The organism is Microcoleus sp. PH2017_12_PCY_D_A (genome assembly GCF_020738565.1).
Taxonomy (GTDB): domain Bacteria; phylum Cyanobacteriota; class Cyanobacteriia; order Cyanobacteriales; family Microcoleaceae; genus Microcoleus.
In genome coordinates this window covers 15,613-18,228 of record NZ_JAEQCI010000129.1, presented here as the reverse complement: position 1 = coordinate 18,228, position 2,616 = coordinate 15,613, and the positions used below count along the sequence as shown (strand labels likewise).

Genomic DNA, 2,616 nt, shown 5'->3' with positions numbered 1-2,616 from the left:
ATTTTTACGTGATGCCAGTCGAAAGGTCGCCCGTTTGGACAATTTACTCGAAATGGATCTCGAAAACAGACAGACAACAACCTCAATAAATACTCTACTACTTCTGAGTTTTCCTGTTTTTGAGCTTTTTGAGTAAACCTAATCCACCGAGTCCTAAGAAAGCGCCTAATCCGGTAGTTGGTTCGGGAACGGCTTCGGCTGGAAGGGCATCATCGTCAGGGTTTTTAGCATTTATAGAAGACTCTTTTTTTGCTGGTTGTACATCACTTAAAAGAGTTGCTGCATAGACAGCATCGCTGACAAGAGATGACTCATCCCCGCTAACACTGTTAGCAGCAAAGGCCCTGGCATTCCTGCTCGTACTGCTAGCAGATGCCACAACAACATTTGGAGAAAGAGGAAGAAAATCTTGATACAATTTGACAGCCAAATCGTATTTTCCTGCTTGAGGGTGCGGTGAATTAGGTAAACACCCACCGCCACCACTACCACCATTACAAGGCCCACCGCTGGAGTCATTAAGTCCATCGAAGTTGAAATCTTTGTAGCCTGTTACTTTGAGTTTGACTGAACCGTCACTGTTCACAGCAGTTCTAATTCCTGAGCCCCAATTGCTGCCAAAAGGCCCGCCGTCATCATTAACTGTCTTCACCTTTCCAGACTGGTCAAATGCACCTAAAATTGTATCTGGTTTTTTGGTTGGGTTGACACCGGGAAAGTTATTAGTCCAGGCTATAAAAGGTGCTGATGCTTCTAGTCCTGATTTTGTAAAGTTGTCTACCTTGCCTGGGGACAAGGTACTGGAATACAAATAAGTGGGAAGTATGTCAACCTTTTTGTAGCCAAACTGTTTTTCGATCAGGTTGGCATACTGGTTGGTAAATGTTGTTCCTGCCTTGAGAGAAGTGATTTGAGTAAGTCCATTTTGCATTCCTGCTGACCACTCAAAACCGCCTAGTGTGTCATAAGTTTTATTCCCAAAGTCACCGATGAGAAATGTGTGAAACTTAAATGTTGCGTTTGGTGTTACTCGATCGATAGGAGAATCCAAATAACCCAATTTTTGACTTGTATTAGGGCCTTTAGCACTTAGTTGATTGGTTGCGTTGAAAATTTTTCCTGGTGGGACGGAAGTAGGTGTATATTCATCATAATACCAGGGTCTGTCATCTGCCCATTGTTTGCCCAAACCTCCTTTTGGAGGATCGATGAAAGGATTAATAGTATTAGGTAAAGGAATAGGCGGATAAAATTCCGCTATTTGAAACCAGTTGAAATGATCCAATCCCAAGTTATATTGACTATTGAGGCTACTCACAAGTTGACCTAGTGTTTGCTGATTAGTAACATTAAAACCTCCTGTAATCGCCTGTCTGCCTTGATCTGGCTGGTTCGTTTTTTCAGCAACAGTTATATCTACTTTTCCAATTTGTTGATTTCTCACAATAACATCAAAATTGATAGAGTCGCCAACCTTAAGATTAGCTCCCCAAGCGGGCATACTTAACAAAGAATTAAGCAAGACAGTTGTTCCAGCTAGATTTATGAAACTTGTGCACAGATTCAGTTTGTTCATGATATTTGGTAGATGTGTAAGGTGAGTATGATTCGATCAGTTGATTTTTTCAACTTGATAAGTTTTCAAGTTAAATCTCCAAGAACCAAATCCAGAATCTGAGGATCCCGGTCGAGAAAAAAACGTTTTTTCGAGAATGATAAAATTGGAATTTTGTGAAAAATAACCTGTATTAATGCCCGGATTGAATGCTTGTGCAAACTCCTTAATTTCCTGACAAGTTTCGAGATTAAAAAGGTTGACGGTAATGCTTGTTCGGTAACTGGAGTCTCCCCCGGGATAATTTTCATCACTTTCTGGGTAATTAGAGGCAAACATAACGACAAGGAACCGATCGTTGGGAGACAAGGAAAAATCCATAATGCCCTCACCTCCGCTTGGTTTCAACTCACAGATCGAACTCAGACTAGGATGGGCATATAGCGAAAGAATCAGATCTGGCTCTTTTAAAGTGAAAAACTTGGTTTCATCGTGAGTAAAACCATAAATCCTCTGAGGAAAACGGCGTATTTCTTTCTCTGTTGTCAAATCCCAGAACACAGTATGGTCTTTCTGCGAAGCAGCAAGAGTCTTGCCACCATCCAAGAAAAAAGTCTCCCTAACAACCACCCCATAATCCATTTGAAAGCTATGAATCACCTGTCCAGTCGTAGCATTCTTGACTGTAACTCGACCCCAGCGATCGCCACTGACAGAGTAGCGAGTTATCCTGTTACCTGTCTCCAAGTTAGCTACTCTGTCCGTAGAAAGTGGTACGGATGTCTGAGGGTGGAAACTATTGTCGGAAATCGGTAAAATTTGTGGTATTGAGAGGTCGATATAGCTGTCAGTTTTGCTGTCAACTGAGGAATGAAACTGTACAGTATCTTGATTAGCCATTAATGCTGGAGGAGTATAGTTCAATGCCATTACCCCAGACAGAAATAAAGCCACCATCCATAGGAAAAAATACTTCATATCTCGCCCTCTCAACTACCCGACAATCAGCGAACAAACCAAAACCACACCGCCGCCCCAATTATCATCAGCCAAAATAGTTT

At 41.8% G+C, this 2,616-nt stretch carries 2 protein-coding genes; both read right to left on the bottom strand.

All coding sequences use genetic code 11. The features are described from left to right. Positions 1–97: 97 nt before the first annotated feature. Positions 98–1,576 carry a PEP-CTERM sorting domain-containing protein gene (locus JGK39_RS28330; RefSeq protein WP_293299040.1) on the bottom strand — a complete coding sequence of 493 codons (1,479 nt, stop codon included), beginning with the start codon at positions 1,574–1,576 and terminating at the stop codon, positions 98–100. A 36-nt stretch (positions 1,577–1,612) separates the two neighbouring features. Beyond that, positions 1,613–2,533 (bottom strand): hypothetical protein, encoded by a 921-nt coding sequence (locus JGK39_RS28325; RefSeq protein WP_293299042.1) that lies wholly within the window; start codon positions 2,531–2,533, stop codon positions 1,613–1,615. Positions 2,534–2,616: the final 83 nt, after the last annotated feature.

Bases quoted from the DNA above. Each gene is read 5' to 3' on its own strand.
- JGK39_RS28330 (WP_293299040.1), bottom strand. From the start codon at position 1,576: ATGAACAAACTGAATCTGTGCACAAGTTTCATAAATCTAGCTGGAACA.
- JGK39_RS28325 (WP_293299042.1), bottom strand. From the start codon at position 2,533: ATGAAGTATTTTTTCCTATGGATGGTGGCTTTATTTCTGTCTGGGGTA.